General features: G+C 61.3%; 14 protein-coding genes. All 14 read right to left on the bottom strand.

Annotated elements, in window-relative coordinates; genetic code table 11:
• Nucleotides 1-2: 2 nt before the first annotated feature.
• The 14 genes from BMZ57_RS19025 to BMZ57_RS18960 all read right to left on the bottom strand — a co-directional run bounded on the left by BMZ57_RS19025 (nucleotide 3) and on the right by BMZ57_RS18960 (nucleotide 18,206).
• Nucleotides 3-1,724, bottom strand: a complete 1,722-nt coding sequence (locus tag BMZ57_RS19025; RefSeq protein ID WP_044286434.1) for a ShlB/FhaC/HecB family hemolysin secretion/activation protein — start codon at nucleotides 1,722-1,724, stop codon at nucleotides 3-5.
• Between the two features lie 366 nt (nucleotides 1,725-2,090).
• Nucleotides 2,091-2,573: a poly-beta-1,6-N-acetyl-D-glucosamine biosynthesis protein PgaD gene (gene pgaD, locus BMZ57_RS19020; RefSeq protein ID WP_010214236.1), complete on the bottom strand. Its 483-nt coding sequence runs from the start codon at nucleotides 2,571-2,573 to the stop codon at nucleotides 2,091-2,093.
• Between the two features lie 2 nt (nucleotides 2,574-2,575).
• Entirely contained in the window at nucleotides 2,576-3,916 is a 1,341-nt protein-coding gene (gene pgaC / locus BMZ57_RS19015) for a poly-beta-1,6-N-acetyl-D-glucosamine synthase (RefSeq protein ID WP_010214237.1), read from the bottom strand.
• A 2-nt stretch (nucleotides 3,917-3,918) separates the two neighbouring features.
• The gene (pgaB, locus tag BMZ57_RS19010; RefSeq protein ID WP_069672878.1) at nucleotides 3,919-5,916 is read right to left on the bottom strand and encodes a poly-beta-1,6-N-acetyl-D-glucosamine N-deacetylase PgaB; all 1,998 of its coding nucleotides are present in this window, start codon (nucleotides 5,914-5,916) and stop codon (nucleotides 3,919-3,921) included.
• Nucleotides 5,917-5,928: 12 nt separating this feature from the next.
• A complete protein-coding gene (gene pgaA, locus BMZ57_RS19005; protein ID WP_069672879.1) occupies nucleotides 5,929-8,409 on the bottom strand; it encodes a poly-beta-1,6 N-acetyl-D-glucosamine export porin PgaA in 2,481 nt (826 codons plus the stop codon).
• 300 nt (nucleotides 8,410-8,709) lie between these two features.
• A complete protein-coding gene (locus tag BMZ57_RS19000) occupies nucleotides 8,710-10,206 on the bottom strand; it encodes a YdgA family protein (protein WP_010214241.1) in 1,497 nt (498 codons plus the stop codon).
• 147 nt (nucleotides 10,207-10,353) lie between these two features.
• Entirely contained in the window at nucleotides 10,354-10,986 is a 633-nt protein-coding gene (locus BMZ57_RS18995) for a hypothetical protein (RefSeq protein ID WP_010214242.1), read from the bottom strand.
• An 81-nt stretch (nucleotides 10,987-11,067) separates the two neighbouring features.
• Complete coding sequence (locus tag BMZ57_RS18990) at nucleotides 11,068-12,510, bottom strand: efflux transporter outer membrane subunit (protein WP_010214243.1); 1,443 nt, start codon at nucleotides 12,508-12,510, stop codon at nucleotides 11,068-11,070.
• Nucleotides 12,507-13,397, bottom strand: coding sequence for an efflux RND transporter periplasmic adaptor subunit (locus tag BMZ57_RS18985; protein ID WP_010214245.1), 891 nt, complete (start codon nucleotides 13,395-13,397; stop codon nucleotides 12,507-12,509). The genes BMZ57_RS18990 and BMZ57_RS18985 overlap by 4 nt, the downstream gene beginning before the upstream one ends.
• A complete protein-coding gene (locus tag BMZ57_RS18980; protein ID WP_010214247.1) occupies nucleotides 13,394-13,603 on the bottom strand; it encodes a DUF1656 domain-containing protein in 210 nt (69 codons plus the stop codon). The genes BMZ57_RS18985 and BMZ57_RS18980 overlap by 4 nt, the downstream gene beginning before the upstream one ends.
• Nucleotides 13,600-15,678: an FUSC family protein gene (locus tag BMZ57_RS18975; protein WP_010214248.1), complete on the bottom strand. Its 2,079-nt coding sequence runs from the start codon at nucleotides 15,676-15,678 to the stop codon at nucleotides 13,600-13,602. Before BMZ57_RS18975 ends, BMZ57_RS18980 begins: the two co-directional genes overlap by 4 nt.
• Complete coding sequence (locus BMZ57_RS18970) at nucleotides 15,675-16,085, bottom strand: MarR family winged helix-turn-helix transcriptional regulator (RefSeq protein ID WP_010214249.1); 411 nt, start codon at nucleotides 16,083-16,085, stop codon at nucleotides 15,675-15,677. Before BMZ57_RS18970 ends, BMZ57_RS18975 begins: the two co-directional genes overlap by 4 nt.
• Before the next feature lie 237 nt (nucleotides 16,086-16,322).
• On the bottom strand, nucleotides 16,323-16,568 hold the full coding sequence (locus BMZ57_RS18965) for a DUF2789 domain-containing protein (protein ID WP_010214250.1): 246 nt from the start codon (nucleotides 16,566-16,568) through the stop codon (nucleotides 16,323-16,325).
• Between the two features lie 33 nt (nucleotides 16,569-16,601).
• The gene (locus BMZ57_RS18960; RefSeq protein WP_044286430.1) at nucleotides 16,602-18,206 is read right to left on the bottom strand and encodes a glycosyltransferase family 39 protein; all 1,605 of its coding nucleotides are present in this window, start codon (nucleotides 18,204-18,206) and stop codon (nucleotides 16,602-16,604) included.
• Nucleotides 18,207-18,223 lie beyond the last annotated feature (17 nt).

The following is an 18,223-nucleotide window of genomic DNA, read 5'->3' as shown; positions in this document are numbered from 1 at the left end:
AATTACAGGAAGAAATCCATACGGAAGTAGATCGGCGCTTCGCGCTCGCTCATCACTGCCGGGCGTTCCAAAGAATGCGCAAAGGTCACACTGGTGCTCAGGTTCTTGCCACGGGCGAACAGCTCCAGGGAGTTGCTCGAAACCCGGCCGTGCACACGGTCGTTATAGCGATCATTGCTGATCACGCCTTGGTCATAGCCGACGCTGGCGCCGTATTCAGCAAAAGCCGGGCGCAGCCAGTCGACGGTCACCGCACGGGCCCAGCGCACTTCGTTGCGCCAGTAGCCGCCGCTATCGCCGATCAACTGCTGATCCTTGAAACCACGCACCGAGGCAGAACCACCCAGGCTCATGCGCTGCGGGCTGAACAGAATGTCTTCACTGCGTTGGCCGGTGGCGAGGCTGGAGAAACTGAACGACTCGCCCCACAGGGCGAACGGCTGCAGGTAGCTGACGGTGGCGGTGTATTTGCGGTAGCGTGAATTGGGTTGGCGATTACCGAACGGGTCGCGCTCCTCTTGAGATTGTGCGTCGAACATGCCGATGCCGTTCTGCATGCCCAGGTCGACGTTGACGAATGCGTTGCCGATACGGCGCCCGTGGTTGATGCCCAGTTGCAGTTCGCTGAGGCGGTTGCTGCTTGTGCTTGTACGGGTGTCGAGGATGTAGTTATTGGTGCGCAGGTGCGCAAGGCCCACGTTCACCGATGTCTTGCTCACGTCGTCACGGTGGACCACCCGCTCAGCGCGCAGTTGGTGGTTCTGGTTGTCGCCGTTCTGTTTGAATTTGAAGTCGTTGAGCATGCCATAGGTACGGTAGTCGCTTTCGCTGTAGGTGTAGCTGAAGTTCCACCAGCCCCACGGCACGTTGTAGTAGAGCATGCTGTTTTTCGAGGTTTTCTGGTGGTCACTCACGGCGTCGTGGCCGCCGCGCAGTACCAGGTGATCGGCCAGGCCCAGGGGGCTGTCCCACTCAAGGCCTGCCCCCCACTGCTGTTCGCCGGTGCTTTTCTGCCCATCGTTATTGCGCGACAGGCTGGCGCGCCAGGGTTTTTGCGGGGTGTTCTTGACCACCACTTCACTGCCGCCGATCTGCGTACCGGGGGTCAGTTCCATCTGCGCCTGCTTGGAGGGCAAACGGTTGAGCTGGTCCACCAGTTGCTCGACTTCACGCAGGTTGAGTGCCTCGCCCACCTTGCCGGGAAAGGCCATCGACAACTCACGGTCGGTGACGGTACTGCCTGGGGCGCTTTTCAAGGCTTCGAGCTTGCCTTCCACCACCAACACTTGCAGGTGGCCGCTGGAAAGGTCTTGCTGCGGCAGATAGGCACGGCTGGTGACGCGGCCTTTGGAGAGGTAGAAGTCCGTGATGACCTTGAGCAGTTCATTGAGCTGTGAAACGCCCAGGCACTGGCCTGTGTAGGGTTTGAGCAAGCCAGCGCGGTCGTCGGCAGACAGACTGTCAGCGCCCTTGAGTTCGATGTCTTTGATCGGGAAGCAACGTGTGTCGGCAGGCGTCGCCGGGGCCGTGGGCCTGGCTTCTTTACCGGGCAGGTCCTTGAGTTCTTCGAGGCGCCGGCGCTGCTCTTCAAGCAGGCGGTTCTGCCGATCGCGGATCAGGTCCTGATCCCCGGGCGTAGGGGCGGCGGTGGCACTGTTCAGGCCCAAATAAGCGAGCATGAAAGTGCACAGCAATAACCGAGTCCGTGGCAATAACAAAGACATATTCGATCCATCGAAAATCAAGTGGCGCAAACTAACACCTAACTTCCTACAACTCAAAAAGCCGAGCTAGTTGGAACTTAGTACTAATTTTTCACGCAACGCATTGATTTATAACAACTAAAAATCATCATAGGTAGAAGCCTTCTGATCATGGAATTTTTATTCCGACCAGCGGCAGCACCCTTGATGGCGATTCATCGGAGAACTTACAGATAGCCATTAATTGGCCATCAATTTCTTACCGAGATAACTTAGTATCGGAAATAGCAGAAAAGTTCGCGGCATTTTTGTGAATTGGATCCCATTTGTCGGGATTAAGCCCGATCGTCCCCACGTTGCATGGGAACGATCTTGCAAAGCGCTTCCTTAGCTCGCGTCTTTGTTCTGATCCTTGCCGGGCACCAGCGTCAGCCCTGGCTTCTCCACATCGCGGGAGACATGGGATTTGACTTCCGCCACGCCACCCTCCTCGTCGTTATGGATCACCAGCACCCCAGGCCGACGCAGCTGCTCCAGATCCCCTTCGCCTAGGCTGAAACTCTCGCTCAGGTTCTGGTCGCTCAAGGCCTTGGCCTCGGCGCGACGCTGGGCGAACTTGCGGCCCCGGCGCTGCTGGTAGCGCGCCCAGCTGATCAGGATCAGGGCGTTGAACAGGGCGATCCACAGGTAGATCTGCAGGGTGTTGAGCGCTGCAAAGATCGGCGCCTCAATCCGAGGGCCACCGTGGGTCTCCAGCATCGAGTTGATCCCACGTGCCAGCAGCCAGATCAAGCCGGCCCAGGCCATCAGGGTCAGCAGCACGTCAATGATCCACATCACCATACGTTGGCGGGTTCTGACCAGTTTCATGATCACGCCTCCTCTTCAGTAGGTTTGATGCCGCGATCCGGGCTGACCCAGCGCGCCCGCTTCCGGTGCTGGTTGAACAGCACCTTGGGAAAACTGACCAGGGTGGTGAACAGGCTGACCAGCCAGAACACCATCGGGTACCACACGGTCCAGAACAGGGTCTTCCACAGGTCCTTCTCGTAGCGGCGGTCGATCATGATGCTCACTGCAAACTGCACCAGACACACCATGGCCAACACCAGGCCGGTAAACGCGGGCGGAACCAGGGAGTCCACCGTGATCGCCGGTGGCAACACCATGAACTTGCCAAGCACGTAGAAAATCACCGACAGCAGGAAGGTAAACGCCCAACCGGTGGACAGGCAGTATTCGAACAACAGCGGCCACAGGTAACGATGACGCCATTGCCAGATGCCCCGGATATTCTTGAACAGCACCTCAGCGCCACCCTGAGCCCAGCGCAGGCGCTGCTTCCACAGGCCGCCGACCGTCTCGGGCATCAGAATCCAGCACAGGGCACGGGGCTCGTAGAAGATGCTCCAGTGATCGAGTTGCAGCTTCCAACTGACATCGATGTCCTCGGTGATCATGTCGGTGCTCCAGTAGTCGATACGGTCCAGCGCCTTTTTACGGAACGCGACCACCACACCCGACACCGTAAAGATCCGGCCGAATACCCGTTGCGTGCGCTTGATCAAGCCGATGATCGAAGAGAACTCGCCGACCTGCACGCGGCCGATCAGGGTCGAACGCGTGCGGATGCGCGGGTTGCCGGTCACCGCCCCCAGGCGCGGGTTATCCAGCATCGGCGCGACCATGTAGGCCGCCGCGTTTTTATCCAGCAACGCGTCGCCGTCGATGCACACCAGGTACTCACTGCGCGCCGCCACGGCGCCCATGCGCAAGGCCACCGCCTTGCCCTGGTTCTGCGCCAGGTGCAACACACGCAGACGCGGGTGCTCCAGTGCCAACGCATCGAGCACTGCGGCGGTGTTGTCTGTGGAGCCGTCGTTTACCGCGATCACCTCAATGTTCGGATACAACTGACCCAGCGCCGCCTGCATGGTATCGGCGGCGTTATCCCCTTCGTTGTAGCAAGGGATGATGATCGAGATCAGCGGGTTGCCGGCCAAGGTGGGCGCCGGAGTGTCCTCTTCCCACGGCCAGTGGCGTTCCCAGTGCAGCCAGAAATACAGGCCGCCTGCGATCCACAGCGCCGACATGAACAGCGGGTAGAAAAACACAAAGTCCATCAGGAACTGCCCGGTGACCAGGAAGATCAGGCCCAGGGGCACACCCAATACCAATGCCAGTACGAATAAAGCCAGGAGTCTGTCGAACATGGTCAAGGGTTCCATTGGTTGGAAAGGGCCGGACGCACCGTTTTCAGGTCCGGGGAGTTTTCCAGGAAGTTGTCCGGGTAGTAGCCAAAACTCGTGACACCCTGGCGCTTGAGCACACCCATCCATTCAGCCATCTGCGCGCTGTCGATATCCGGCGCGGCCTGGGTGCGCCAGTCTTTGGCTTGCAGTTCGAATACCGTGCGCTCCATGGCGCCGGGACGCGCCTTGACCGTGGCGACCAGCTTCTCCAGCCAGGCATTGGAGTTGCTGTACTCCTGGCCTTCCATCAACGGCATGGCCATGGGCGCGGTCCAGTCGTAGGTCTGGAGGAAATCGTCGAGATTCTGCGCGAACCAGGCTTCGCTGCCTGGGTTGAGCATGGGCTCGGCGAAGATATTGCGCGCCGTCTGCACCTGCGGCCCACCGATGGCGCGGACCTTGGCGGTCAACTCTTTGGTGAAGTCGATCAGGTAGCGGCTCTTGAAACGGGTCCAGCGCTGCATCACGGCGGGGTCGGCACGCAGGGCCTCGATCGTAGCCGGCAGGCCGGCGGCGGCGTAAGCCTTGAGCGCGGCGGGGCTAGCATCTTCAAAATCGTTGAACACCGCATCGTCGTGGTACAGCACGCCGTCGATGGCATTGTTGCGCGCCAGGTCCTCGTAGATCTCACCGATAATCTTGCGCACTTGCGGGTCAAACGGCGACAGGCGTTTGTACTGGTCAGGGTCGAGGCCGACCTTGCCGGTTTCCGGGTCCCACCGTGTGACGCGCGGCAGCTTGGGGTCGAGGGCGAAACTGAGTACCGGCATCCACGCATACACGCTGGCATGGGCACGGGTGTGCAGCTGCCAGGAGACGCGGTTGAACAGGTCGGCGCGCACCGGCAAGTGACGGTTGGGGAAGTACAGTTCATGCACCAGGCCGTCACCCTTGGGGTCGGCGAAGGCTTGCAGGAATACCGTGCCTGCCCCCATGTCCACCACCCGCTGCACGAGTTGGTCGAGGTTGCGGGCCTGTTGGGCCGGGTCGGGGTCGTAGACGTTATCCAGGTCCACGTGCAGTACGCGCATCGGCGCCTTGGCTTGCACCGCGACCATGCTGTTGGCGAAATGCTCGCCGTCCGGATCGGAGGCCACCAGGAAGCGTGGGCTGTTCATCAGGTCACTGGAACTGTCGAGGCCATCTTCCAGGGTCAGGGCCATCTGGTAGCCCTGCTCGCCAATGATCGCCAGCGAGGTGCCTTTGGCTGCACCGTAAGGCCATACCCACACGCGTGGTTTCTTGCCGGTGATCGTTTGGATCTTGTTGGAAATCGCTGCAACGTCAGCACGCATGCGCGCCTCGAACTGCGCCTGGGTTTCATAGCGTCCGGTGGCCGGATCAAAACGCAGCGAGGTCGCCGCCGGCTCCAGATTGCCCTGGGGGTTGGCCAGGATGCCTTTGTGGCTGTTGTCGGTGTGCGCGGCGATTTCCACCAGGCCCGACTGGGACACTTCGCGAATCTGCTGCCAGGTCAGGAATTCACCGCGCGGCCGTGGCTGGCCGGCAAAGTCCACCGGCTGGTTCATGGGCGTATCGATCCAATAGCCCACCGGCGCCAGCAAGGCCGGCCAGTGATAGGCACGCAGGATCGGCATCACCCGCGTGTAGAAGCTGGAATAGCCATCATCGAAGCTGAGCATGATCGCTTTGGGCGGCAACTCAGGCCCACCGTTGCGAGCCGCCAGGATCTGGTCAACGCTGACCGCCTTGTAGCCGTTCTCGCGCAGCCAGGCCAACTGCTCGATCAAACGCTCGGTACGCACCGCCACCACCGCCTGATCGGGGTCGCGATCCTCGACGTCGTGATAGGCAATGCCAAGGAAATGGTTTTTCGGCCACGGCGCTTCGTTGGCCGGGGTCGGCCGCTCGGCGGGTGGAGTGAAGGGCGCGGGTTGCTGGGCACAGGCACTGGCCAGCATTACGCCCAGGATCAACAAGCAACGGCTGAGGACGGTCATGGTCAGGCTCTTCTAGAAACGGTAAGTGAGGTCGACGAGCAGACGCAGATCGCGTTCGCGATCGCCGTCGTAAGGTCGGCTGATCAGGCTCAGGTTGGCGCCGGCTTCCAGGACATCGTTCCAGCGATAGCGTTGGCCGTAGCCGACCAGACCAATGCCACCGGTGGAATAATCCTGCTGGCTATACGTACCCGCACCGACCTGGAACTGCTGACTCCACTGGGTCTCGTAGCGGTGATAGAGCACATGGTTGATGTTGAGGACAGGCAACACGGTGAAGTCCGACTTCGGGTTGAAGTAGACCGTATCTTCCTTGCTGTTACGGCTGGCGCCGACTTCCAGGCCCAGGTCCACTTGCACTTTCGGCGAGCTGTAGAGGCCTTCGCGGCCGCTGAGCAAAGCTTCGAATCGGTCGTTGCCGTCGCTGAAATGGGAGGGGCTGAGGGTCAGTTTCCACTCGCGGCTTTCATTGGCGCGCCAGCGGATGAAACCGCTGCCGCCGTTGGCGGTGATCCCGTCATTCAACGCGCGCAATGGCGTGGTGGACAGGAGGTAGCCGAGGCTACCGCCGTACTGCCAGTTGTCGTTGATGTCGCGCGCAATCGACACGGCGGCACCTTGTTTTGAGCCATCGCCGTAGGAATGGTTGGAGACCTCGGCTTCAATGGTCATGTCACGGGTACGCCGCTCCACGCCGACCACTTGCCAACGGTGATGGCCAGTGCCTTCTTCAAAGTCGGCCGTCGCATAACCGGCACCGGCGAACAGGCGCCAGTCTTCGTCGATCGGCGGCGTGTAGAGGCGGCTTTCAATGCCCCAATCCCGGCTACCCGAGACGGCACCGGCATCGCCGTTGTTACCACCGCCAAAGCTTTTACCGGTGTAGGCCTCGACCCGCAGCTCGGCCATATCATGCACATCACGCAGGCGTTTGAGACGCTGCACCTGGCGGTTGTCTGGGTTACGGGCGACCACATCGTCGGTGAGGATGTCGAGTTGACGCCATTCCTGCAGGTCCAGGGCCGTGAAGCCTTGGGACATCTCCAGGCCGATGTCACGCGGGCTTTGCGTTTCGGTTTCCTTGAGTGAGCGCTCGGCGCGCCGTGGCCAGTCGCGGGCTCGGTACATCTCGGCTTGCGCCAGGCGCAGGCCGATGCTGCCAGGCGCCTTGCCGACCAGTTCTTCCAGGGCTTTTTCGCTGGACGGCAGGTCGGAACCATAGGTGCCGGCCTGGGCGGCCAATTGTTGGGCGTCCATCCACTCGTCGTTTGGGTTGCCGATCGGTAGCCCCTTCAGTTCAACACGAGGTTTCTGGCTGTCGGCCAAGTTCTTGGCGACCGCCCGCGCTTCGTCCACCTGATCGTTTTCGAGCAAGGCGTAGAACAGTGCGGTGCTGTCTTCAACACGATCGCCCACATCCGCATCGGGAGCGCTCAGCGCTTGGCGATACAAGGGCGCAGCCTTTTCCGGCAGGCGCTGGTCGAGGTAGGACGCGGCCACCCAACGCACCGCATAGGTGGGCAACTGCACACCTTCGGCTTGGAGGGTTTCGTACTCGCGGATCACCTCGGCGGTACGCGCCCGCGCCTTGAGCGCACCCAGGCGGTCGATGCGCCAACGCACCACATCGTCTTTGGCCGTGGGGTCCGGGGTCCAGCGGGCGAGGAGTTGATCGTAGCCCTGCAAAGCGCGATCAGCGATGACATAACGCTCTTTCTCGGTACGCGTGGCGAACTCGGCCATGCGCACGCGCTCGGCGGCCAGGTCGCCTTCGAGACGACGCTGGGTCACGGGGTCGACAAGACCGGGACGCTGGGCGGACAGGCGCAGTGCGGGCTCGGGCAGACGCGCTTTTTGCAAGGCGACGATGTATTCGCGAGCCACTTCCGGTTTGTCGCCGGCGCGGATAAACGCCTGGTCGAATTCGTGCAGTGCGTCGTACTGCAAACCCGCACGGGTCAGCGCATAACCCAGGGCCATGCGTCGATTGGGATCATCCGGTTTGCCGGCCACCAGCGCACGAGCGCGTTGCACCGCTTCGTTGGTTTTGCCGCCGTCAGTCTGGGTCAGTGCCAGGCCCAGTTGCAGGTCAACATTGTTCGGCTCACGCAGCAGCGCTTTGCGATAGACCGCCTCGGCCCGCGCCCACTGCTTCTGGTTGCGATAGGTGCGCGCGACCGTCGCCAGCGCCTGGGCGGTCAAGTTGCGATTCTGACCCTGTGCCTCGTACACCTTCAGCACTTCGGCATCCTGGCCGGCCCAACCGGCGATCACCAGGTGATCGCTGATCTGCCCCGGCGTCTGGCGCTCGGCGGGCAATTGGCGAAGTTGAGTCAGGGCGGGTGTGAAGTTGCCGTTGCGCGCCTGGATGATCAGGGCGTCATAGGCCGGGTCGGCCATGGCGAAGGTGGGCATCAGCAACTGGCTGCACAAGGTTACCCCGATGAGCAGCCGTAACCGGCCTGAGGCACTGAGTGGAATGTGTCGCAGCATATCGTGAGCTTCCTTACACACGGAAAGCTGTAACGATAGGTGGTCCTGAGCAATCTGCATCAGGGTGTCGGCGTCTCGTGACCCGACCTAGCTTTCCTGTATGAACTATCCCCGACGCGCCGATGAAAAAGGGCAATCAATAACAATTGTTCAGAATTGCCCATCAAATCTGAAATACCAATGGGGGAGCGGGCTTGCCGGCGATAAGGGGGTACCGGCCAACACACGCGCCGACCGTTTGACCCCTATCGCGGGCAACCCCGCTCCCCCATTATTTATTTCTGGGCGATGGCGAAATATTTACTGCGCGCCGCCCACCGCCCCCATTTTGGACATCACGAAGCCAATGAATTGCTCGACGGTCATCTTCTGGCCGTTGAAGGTCACTTCATTGTTGGCGTAATGCAGCTTGGACACTACGTCGCTGCCGACCAGGGTTGCCAGCTGCGTGCCTACGGCCATGCCACTGACCATTTCGCTCGCCATCTGGGATTGCTGCTCGATGGCTTTAGGGTCGGTCACACCACCGACCTGCGCCTGCAGGGCGGCAACGTCGGCGATCATCGGCTTGGACAGGGTCAGGTTGGCGTCCAGCAGCGAGACCATTTGCTTGCCCAATTCAACCGGAGGCAGCTCCATGGAGGTCGGCTTGGCCAGGTCCACTACCAGATTGAACTTGCTTTCGCCGTGGGTGGTTTTCAGGGACAGGTTTTCCAGCGCCAGGTGCGGCTTGGCAGCCAGCAATTGGTTGACGTTGGCTTCAGCAAGGGTTTGCTCGGCTTCGGTCAGTTGCAGCTCAGGCACTGGTTGGCCGGCAGCGGCAGCGGCTTGTACCGGCTGCATCTTGTCCTGATACAGCTTGGTCAGCACCAGACCGGACGGCACATCGATGTTCTTCAAGCTCAGGGCCATGGCAGCAGAGCCGACCGGCTTGCCCTGGTAGCCAATCTCGTCGATCTTGTAGTCGACGCGGCCGGACATGTTGTTGTCCTTGATTTCGCTGGTGTCTTTCTGCTCGAAGCCCTTGAGGGTCATCACGGCTTTCTGCGGGCCGAAGGTGAGCTTGGTGTCGCTCAGCTCTACGGTGTTCTGCCCGGTGTAGAAGCCGAAGGTGGATTTCTCCAGGTTGCTGGCCACGGTCAGACCGGCGAGTTCGACGTTGAACGGCGCGCCATTGGCGTCGACTACGTCCAGCTTGAGGCTGTTCATATAGCCTTCAACCTTGACCTTCTTGCCCTCCGCGGTGCTGTCGAAATCCAGGTTCACACCGGAGAAGCTCACCGAGGATGTCTCGTCCTTGAATTCCAGCGGCAGCAATTCGAGGTTGCCGGTGACCGAACGGCTGTAGCCGATATTGGCCACGCCTTTGAGCGGCGGCACGTCTTTGGCGGCGGCGAACCATTTTTCGGTGGTGGGGTTTTTTTCCAGCGCATAGTGACTGGTGGCCATGACCGGCAGCCACTTCAACGACACCAGGCGCGAGAACGGCAGCGGGCCGTGTTCGATATGGTCGACAAACAGCAGCTCAGGGTTCGGGTTCTGCTCGCCGAAGAACGAGCCTTGCCCCTTGAGGCGATAGTGCGCGGTGCTGCTGAACAGGCCACGTTCCAGGGACACCAGCTCCAGGTTAACGGTGCCGTCGACGCCGGCCATGGAACGTTGCAGTTCCTTGTTGGCATCCTGCACGGCCGTTTGCAGCACCGGCTCCAACTGCTTGCCGGTGTACCAGGCACCGCCTGCACTGACGACGCCCACGGCGACAACGAAACCCAAGAGAACTACGGCTGGCTTATTCATGAAGTGACCTGATCAAATCCTGTGAGAAGTGGGCTGTCTTCCTTGAACCCCAAGGGGGATTGGCTCAAGCCCGCCGAAAACGGGGGAAGATTAGCACTGGCGGCTGCGAACGGCCCAGCTTTTCAGAGGCCTCAGTTCAGGACTGGTTCAGGAATACTCCAGCTCTATTTCATCCAACTGGTGGTCGAAACTCTTCAGGCGCGCCGTCCAGGTGTACACCAGCACCTCAAACTCGCGGTGTATCACGGCATTGCCGGGGGTGTCGGCCTTGGGGTCGCAGAAGTCCAGTTGGTAGCGTTCGCGGGCCATTTGCGTGGCCACGTCGGACAATTCCCGCGCGTTGTTCAGCCAGTGCCTTCCGTCGGCCACTTGCCGGTCGAGGGCCACGCACTGTTTCTTCAGGACTTCGAGGCTTTTTTCCAGGGGTGTGCCAGTGAGGTCACCCATCACCTCCTGGAAGGTCCGCCCCGGCTGCCAATAGCTGCCCCAGAAATAGCGGTCGAACACGGTCTCGACCCGACGCAGCGCGACCTTGGTGTCCCAGATCGCCACGCGGGTCTTGCCTTGTTCGAGGAGTTTTTTCTTCACCCGTTGATTCTGGTAAGAGGCCCAAGCCACTACGCCGATGGACAGGGTGCCGATCACCAGGCAGGCGCTGTCGAGAAACACCATCGCCTTGTCGAGTTGGTGAGCCAGCATGACGCCGTAGAAGTAGGTAGCCGACAACAATACCAGTGCGAAACACACGCACCAGAAAGCGGGAGCATAAGGGTTTTTCATTATTGGAATCCCCATGAGCAAACGCGAACAGTGACAGGCAGAGCGTCACGGCTCTCCACCTGTCAAAGCATAGTCATTCGCTCAGGGTTTGCTGGGCTGAGACGCTTGCGTTCGTCCGCTTTCCCAACCACCGCCCAGGGCCAGGAACAGATCGATCTGGCTCATGGCAACCTGAGTGTTGGCCGCGGCCAGTTGCGCGCGCACATCGGTGTACGTGCGGGTGGCTTGCAGGTCGGCCAGGAATGAGGCGCGTCCCGCCTGGAAGAAACGGTGAGTCTGCCCTGCTGCTTCCTTGGCCGACTCGCCGGCTTCGGCCAAGGCATCGCGGCGTTGCAGTTGCGCGGTGTATTGCGCAAGGCCGGTCTGGGTTTCGCGGATGGCATTGAGCACCACCCCGTCAAAGTGCGCCAGGGCGCCCTGGGTTGCGGCTTCGGCCTCGTGGACGCGCGCGCGGGCGCCGTTGGTCGGTACAGTCCAACTGATCATCGGGCCAAAGCCCCAACGGTTGGTTGCAGGCTGACCAAGGTTGTCGAGCAGGCCAACGGTGCCCACGGTGGCGCCGATGCTGATATCCGGGTAAAGCGCGCCAGTGGCCACACCGATACGTGCGGTGGCTGCGGCCAGTTGACGTTCGGCCTGGCGCACATCGGGACGGCGTTTGAGCAGTGTCGCACCATCGCCGACCGGCAACAGTTGGGCGATATGGGGTAATTCAGCGCAGGTGCCGGTGCCCGCCGGCAGTTGGTCAACCGGCTTGGCCAGCAGCATCGACAAGCGGAACAAACCAGCTTGGCGCAGCGCTTCGTAGCGCGGCATGTCGGCGCGCAAGGATTTGTATTGGGTTTGCGAACGGGTCACCTGGGTTTCATCACCACGCCCGGCGTCACGCAGGCGTTGGGTCAGTTGGGTGCTCTGGGCTTGCAAGTCGAGGGACTCGTTGGCAATCGCCAGTTCTTCGTTTGCCGCACACACTTGGGTGTAGGAGCGCACGACATCGGCCACCAGCGTGATGCGGGCGATATCGGCAGCGGCCTGGGCCGCATCGGCGCTGGCCTGGGCGCTCTCGATGCCGCGCTGCAAGGTGCCGAACAGATCGAATTGATACGAGGTGGTGATCCCCACACTGCCGATGTTGCCCACCGGGACTTTGTCGGCCAGCAAAAACGCTTCGCCGGACTCTTGCAGGCGCTGGGCCTCCGCCTTCGCGCCGAGGCTCCAGCCGCCTGCGGATTCAGCTTGCTGGGTCTGATAGCGCGCACGCTGCAAGTTCGCGGCGGCCACGCGCAAGTCAGTGTTCGAGGCCATGGCCTGGCGCACCAGCTCATCCAGGCGCGGGTCTTTGTACAACTTCCACCAATCGGCCGGCACCGGCGCCGACACTACGTTATTGCCCTCGCCCGCAATGTGCCCTTGCAGGTCGCCACGGTTGATGGCGGCTTTATCTGGCAGCGAGTAATCCGGCCCCACCACTTGGCAGGCCGACAGCAACAACCCCAACGCAGCGGTGGCCAACAGCTGCTTCATGGTTTGTCTCCGTCTTTAACCTTATCGCCGATGATCGAGACGGTGGCTGTACGGCCGGCGATCATGCGGAAGTCGGCCGGCACATCATCAAAAGCGATGCGCACCGGAATCCGCTGGGCCAGGCGCACCCAGCTGAATGCCGGGTTGACGTTGGGCAACAGGTTGGAGCCGCTGCTGCGGTCGCGGTCTTCGATACCGGCGACGATGCTCTGCACATGGCCGTGCAGACGGGCGTTGTCACCAATCACACGGATGTCCACACCCATGCCGACGTGGATGCCGTCGAGTTTGGTCTCTTCGAAATAACCATCGATATGGAAAGAGTTGCTGTCCACCACCGACAACACCGGGCGCCCGGCGGTGACAAACTCCTGGGTACGCGGCGCACGGTCGTTGACGTAACCGTCCACGGGGCTGCGGATTACCGAGCGATCGAGGTTGAGCTGGGCAGAATCCACCGTCACCTGAGCCTCGGCCAGGGCCGACTGGGCACGGGCCACGCGGGACTGACTTTCTTCCAGTTGTTCGCTGGGCACCAGGTTGCCAAGGCCGCGGTTACGCTTGTACTCGCGCTGGGCCTGGGCCAGGGTTTCCTGGCGGTCGGCCACGGCGGCCTGGGCTTGGCGCAACGCCAGTTTGAAGCGGTCCTGGTCGACGGCAAAGAGCACCTGGCCCTTGGTCACCAACTGGTTATCGCGCACGTCCACGCGCTGGATCAGCCCGGACACGTCCGGGGCGATCTGCACGATGTCGGCACGGATGTGGCCGTCACGGGTCCAGGGGGCAAACATGTAGTACATGACCATGCGCCACACCACGACGACCGCAAACGTCACGATCAACAGGGTCAGGACGACACGGCCGATGGTCAAAAAAGGTTTTTTCATGTCATCAGGTATCGACTGAGTGAGTCCACCGCGCCCAGCAACAGCGCGTAGAGCCCCACATTGAACAATGCCCGGTGCCAGACCAGGCGATAGAAGTGGAGCCGGGTCAACAACCCGTGCACCACCAGGAACAACACGTACGTAATGCCCATCAGCACCAGCAGCGTGGGCAGGAAGACCCCGCTGATATCCAGATCACCGATCATAAAGGCGCTCCATCAGGCAGCGGCGCTTCCATCTCGGTGCCGCCAATAAATTCCACGCCCGGTAGCAGTGACAGGCGCAAGCCAGCCAGCGCGTGCAAAAGGTGCAGGCGAGTGTCGTCTTCGTCTTGCAGGCCCTGGCCGTTGAGGGCGCGGCGGGTGCGGTCCAGGGTCATCAGCAGACCGCTCGGCGCAGGCAAGCGTTCACCGGCCTTGAGGCACGCCTTGAAGTAACCGCCTACGCCTTCGACGACTTGGTTGAGCAACACCCGTGGCACACCGAGGATGCGCGGCGAGTAGGCCAGCAGATCGAGCAGATTCAGCGCCACGCGCAAATCGCGCAGGGCGGTGCCGGTGTCTTGGTTGATCAGGGCCAGGCGCGGCAGGTGCTGCATCAGACGGTCGAGCATCTGCGCAGCCATGTGCCGGTGTTCGGCCAGGGTCGCGGGCTCGGTGAGGCTGACGATGTCGCGCCAACTGAAACGGGTCAGGCGCTTGGCCGCCAGTTCAGCACCGAAGGGCCGCGCGATCAGTGTCCACACAAAGGCAAACAGCAAGCCCACCGGCCCCGCCAGGTTGACGTTGGCGAAATTGAGGAAGTCGGCGTCATAGGCGCCCTGGATGCTGATAAACGACGAGGTGTTGACCAGCGTCAGCAGCATGCCCAGGTAAAAACGCGGCTGCACCGTGAGCGTGCCGATGCAGATAAACGGCACGGCGAACGCCAGCACCAGCATCGGAAAGTCATGCAGGTTGGGCAGCACCAAAAACAGGTAAAGACTGGCGAACAGCACCGACATGGCGGTCCAGAAAAAGAACCGGTAGATCTGTGGCGCCGGGTCGTCCATCGAGGCAAAAAAGCTGCAGGCGACGGCGGCCAGGATCACCGCGCTGCCGCCGTCGGTCCAACCGAGCAGGATCCACAGCACCGAGGCAACGATGATCGCGGTGACGGTGGAAAACGCCGAGTAGAACATCAGGCCACGGTCGAGGAACGGCGTGAGCCGGCCCAGGCGCCAATGGCGGTACACGGCGCGCCAGGTGTCCTGGCTTTCGCACTGGATGGCGGCTTGCAGGCTGCGGCAGTCTTGCCACAGGTCGATCCATTCGCCCAGGCGGTACAGCGCGTTGGAGAACAGCAATGTGTGACGATCGTCCAGCGCTTCACCTTGAGGTTGCAAGGCATCGACCTGATCGCGCAAGGCGCGCCAGCTTTCCATCGGCGCAGCGTCTTGGGTGCCTTCCAACCATTGGCGGGTCGCCTGCAGCAGCGGCGTGATCTTATCGAGGAATTCCGGCGCGCGATGCTCGATGGCATACAACGCATCATCGAGCGCATCCACCACCGGCAACAGGTGAATCATACGCCCGCGCAGTTCCTTGGTATTACGTACCGTCTGGGGGCGCGCGCCTTCGTGGGGCAGTTGGCCGATCATCAGTTCAAGGGTATTGAAGGTGGCGACCATGCCACCGCGCAGCGTGCTGATTTCGTCAGGCTCAACGTTGCGCGTCAGAAAGCGCTGGCTGTAGACCTGGGCATCGGCAAACCACTTGGCCACCGAGCCATCAAACACCGGCATCAGCCGGCGCGGCCAGAACATCGCGCCCACCACGGCTGCCACCGCGATGCCAAGGAAGATTTCCTCGGTGCGCGCCTCGGCCACATCCCACACTGCCAACGGGTTATCCACCACCGGCAGCGCGATCAGCGGCAAGGTGTAGCCGGCCAGCATCAGCGCGTAGTTGTTGGCGGTGCGCAGGTGCATGGACAGAAACAACAACGTACCCGTCCACAAGGCAATCACCACCACCAGCATGTAGGGCGATTGCACGAACATCGGCACAAAAATCACCGCCGCCGCCGCGCCCATGAAGGTGCCGATGGCGCGGTACAACGCCTTGGAACTGGTGGGACCGACAAACGGGCTGGAAACGATATACACCGTGGCCATCGCCCAGTACGGACGCGGCATTTGCATGAGCATGGCGATGTACAAGGCAATCATCGAGGCCGCAAAGGTGCGCACCCCATAGAACCAATCACGGGCGGGCGGGAAACCGGTAAAAAATCCGTTCAAAGCGAAGCCGCCTCGAAGGCGCGCAGCACACGCAGCGCGGCTTCCATGTCGCTCCGGGGAATGTCTGCCAGCACTTCCTTGCGCAGGCGCACCAACTGCCCTTCCACCGCTTGCACCAGTTCGCGGCCGCGCTCGGTCAGGCTCAGGGCCTTGGCGCGACGGTCATGGATGTCTTCGGTGCGGCACACGTAACCATCGGTGCACAGGCGGTCGAGCAAGCGCACCAGCGACGGGCTTTCCATCCCTGAAGCCTGGGCAACTTTGACCTGGTGCACACCATCGCCCAAGCGGCCGATCATCAACAACGGCACGGCGCAGGCTTCGGAGATGCCATAGCTCACCAACGTGGTCTGGCAGATTTTGCGCCAGTTACGGGCGCCCACCACCATGCTGCTGCTGAGGTTCATCTGGAGTTGTTCGGGAGAATGAGGCACTGGATAGTTCGCATACAGTTAGTTTGCTAACTATCAATATGCTGGATGGATCGAAATGCGTCAAGTTTTGAAACAATTTAGCGGATGGGTGGGAGGCGGTATGGCTGAGTATAAGTGGGTCTAGGAACGGCTGCAGAATTCCAACACCCCCACAGGTCGATCATGGACCGACCCGTCCAAGCGGTGCTTTTGCCCTTTCTGCCAAATTTTTTACGCCCCTCGCCCACCCCGCAACATCAAATTCAGCTCATCCACCACCTCAGCCCAATCTGCATCCTCCAAAATCTCCTCGCGCAAAAACGCCTTCTGGCTGTCCGTCCAGAAAAACGCATCCGCCAGTTTCAACTCCGGCTTGAGCGGCGAATGCACCGCCACAAATTTCTCGATACTCACCGGGTCATCCGGCAGGCCCAGCTGTTTGAACAGTGACGGCAAGCTATGCACGGGCGATTCCATGGCGGGCTCCTGAAAGAAATGAATTAACCCAGTCTAGCGGCAGCCCTCGGGTTGCGCCGACGGTGCGTTGCAGACCACAAACAATCGCGCCCTCGCGCCGCCGCCATCCTGGCGACTGAGTTCGCGCCAGCCTTCAGGCAGCGGGGCGAAATCGTCCGGTGCTTCGTTGCTGCTGATCAGCCAAACGCGGCGGGTGTCGGCGGGCAGTGCAGACAGATGGTCCAGGTAAATACGCCCGCCGTCCTGGTCCACCAGGGTACCGAAGCCATAGGCATTCGGCCGGGTGGGCGTGCCATCAGGTTTGGGCGGGGTGTAGAGCTGCAGTTGGGCGTCGGTCTGGTCGTAATACACGTAGCTGAGGTACCACATCATGTCGCTGAGGACGATGCGGTCGTCTTCCTGGTAATTGCGGTTGACGAACTCCACCGGCACGTTGAACTGGTCGTGTTCGTCCACGGTGAAGTTGTTCTTCAAGCCCACCAGTTCCACGCCGACAAACAGCACGAACAACGCCGCCCCCAACAGCGAAAACCGCGACGGCAAGCGGTCGATGGCCATCGCCAGCAGGATCGGCAAGCTCAAGGCGTATACGGTCAGGTAACGTTCGATAAACACCGGGGAAATAAACGACACGCCGTAGACCAGCAGCAGTGGCAACAGGAAAAGCAGCGCCAACAGGCTGGCGGGTCGATGGCGCTCGCGGTCACGCCAGGCCGTGATGACCACGACCGCTACCAGCAGCAACGGGAACAACCAGAACAGCGGCGCCCAGAAGCCGACGCCTTCATCCTGCAGCACGAACTGCCAGATCATCGACGGCAGGGAGAACAGGTTGACCGGTTCTTCCCAACCAATGTCGCCGCCCACCTTGAGCTGGTCGACGTGCTGCACCAGGTCCAGCAGATTCGGCAACCACGGCAGGTACATCAACACAATCGCAGCGTTGGCCACCCACCAGGCCGGGCGCGTGATCAGCCGTTGGTCTCGCGGCATCGCGCCACTCAGCACGCCCAGGTAGGCCCAATGCACCAGCACGCACAGCGCGGTGAAGTAATGGGTGTAGAAGCCGGCACTCATCAACACCCCGTACGCCGCCAGATACCGCGAGCGCTCGGGGTGACGCACCCAGTACACCAGCGCCAGCGTGGCGCCCAGCAACCACACGCCCAGCAGCGAATACATGCGCACTTCCTGGCTGTAGCGCACCGCCGTCGGCAACAATGCCAGCAGGATCCCCGCCAGCAATGCCGCACGACGAGTGGACAATTGCCGCGTGAGCCAGATGCCCAGGCCCACGACGATCACGCCGGGAATGGCGCTCATGGCGCGAATCGACCAGATGCTGTCGCCGAACAATTCGATCCAACCGCGCAACAGGAAAAAATACAGCGGGGGGTGCACGTCGTGCGCGGCGTGGAACCACAGGTCGCCCAGAGCATATTCGCTGAGCAACAGGCTTGAGCCCTCGTCGCCCCAAATCGCCGCCGACGTCAGGTGGTGAAAGCGCAGGGCCATGGCCAGCGCCAGGATCGGCACCCACCAGAGACGGTTGATCCAACCGGCACCTTCCCAACTGAGGCGGTTAAGTGCGGGTAACGTCCCGACCTTTTCGTTTTGCTCTACCACAGACCGACGCACCTCGATTCCCCTGATTG

It is taken from the genome of Pseudomonas simiae, from assembly GCF_900111895.1.
Lineage (GTDB): Bacteria > Pseudomonadota > Gammaproteobacteria > Pseudomonadales > Pseudomonadaceae > Aquipseudomonas > Aquipseudomonas simiae.
The sequence above is the reverse complement of the archived record's forward strand: the minus strand, read 5'-3'. Positions and strand labels throughout refer to the sequence as shown.